Here is a 1,466-nt window from a genome sequence, read left to right on the forward strand (position 1 = left end):
ATGAAGAAGGCAAGAAGCCTCGCGCGGGGCGAACCATGGAGGGCTCGGGACCATCAAGATATTCTGGTCCGGACTGGAGGAGATGAGCTGTGCCAACATATTCTGACGCCCAATACGCGGCCGCACTGGAAGCCCAGAAAAAGCGCGGCCGGCCGTTGCCCAAGCGGGATGAAGGGGTCGAGGTGAACATCAATGGTATCGTCACCAAAGTTCCCCTCGGTAATTTCCTGAACACACAGCGAAATGAGGGGCGTGAGAGAGAGTATGCGCCGGAACTGATTAAAGCGTTTAGACTCTATCATATCACGCCCATTCAAATAGGCGGCAAATGGGCGGTGCCACGGGACCCGAAGACCACTCATATCCCATGGAAAGACTCCCATTACGCGGCCGCACTGGAAGCCCAGAAAAAGCGCGGCCTGCCGTTGCCCAAGCGGGATGAAGGGGTCGAGGTGAACATCAATGGTATCAGCGTCGATGTTCCCCTCGGTAATTTCCTGAAAACACAGCGAAATGAGGGGCGTGAGAAAGAGTATGCGCCGGAGCTGATTGAAGCGTTTAGACTCTATCACATCACACCCATTCAAAAAGACGGCAAATGGGCGGTGCCACGGGACCCGAAGACCACTATTATCCCATGGAAGGACTCCCATTACGCGGCCGCGCTGAAAGCCCAGAAAGAGCGCGGCCTGCCGTTGCCCAAGCGGGGTGAAGGGGTCGAGGTGAACATCAATGGTATCGTCACCAACGTTCCCCTCGGTAATTTCCTGAAGGCTCAGCGAATCTCCGGGCGTAAAAGAGCGTATGCGCCGGAGCTGATCGAGGAGTTCAAACTCAGTGGCCTTTCCCCTGTAGAGGTGGAGGGCGGATGGAAGACCGTAGCCGTCGCGGATGCCGGCACCGGGGGGCTTCACGGTGAGCAGCCGCAGAATTCGTCGACTTCCTACATTGCCCATGACTCACAGGGTTATCCGGCGCAGAGAGACAGCAGCCAGTTCACTGGATTGACTCAGGGAATGGAAGGGATTTCACTCACTGCTTCCGCAGATCCGCCTCCACATGCCGGACCGTCTTGGTATTCTGTCAACCCGCCCACCTGGAATTCTTCTGCTATGCCGGAGCCGGCTGCTCAGTTCTATGAGCCTTCCGGCGGGACGGGCGATTATATGAATCCGGTGCCGCAGCAATACCTTTCCAGTGATCAAGGGCATCTAGGTGCCGGGCCGCCTCCACCCGCCGGACCGTCTTCGTCCACCTGGAATTCTTCTGCTATGCCGGAGCCGGCTGCTCAGTTCTATGGGCCTTCCGGCGGGATGGGCGATTATCCGACGAATCTGGTGCCGCAGCAATACCTTTCCAGTGATCAAGGTTATCTAGGTGCCGGGCCGCCTCCACACCCCGGACCGTCTTCGTATGCCGAGCTGCCGCCGCATCAGAATACAGGGCGGCGTGCACGGGGGCGGAGG

1 pseudogene is annotated in these 1,466 nt (G+C 58.1%); it reads left to right on the top strand.

The window, feature by feature from the left end:
- Positions 1–89: 89 nt before the first annotated feature.
- A pseudogene (locus tag ABZT03_RS44475) lies at positions 90–1,466 on the top strand (hypothetical protein); the annotation flags it as partial.

Origin of the sequence: Streptomyces sp. NPDC005574, assembly GCF_040605435.1 — a bacterium.
In the GTDB taxonomy this organism is placed as follows: domain Bacteria; phylum Actinomycetota; class Actinomycetes; order Streptomycetales; family Streptomycetaceae; genus Streptomyces.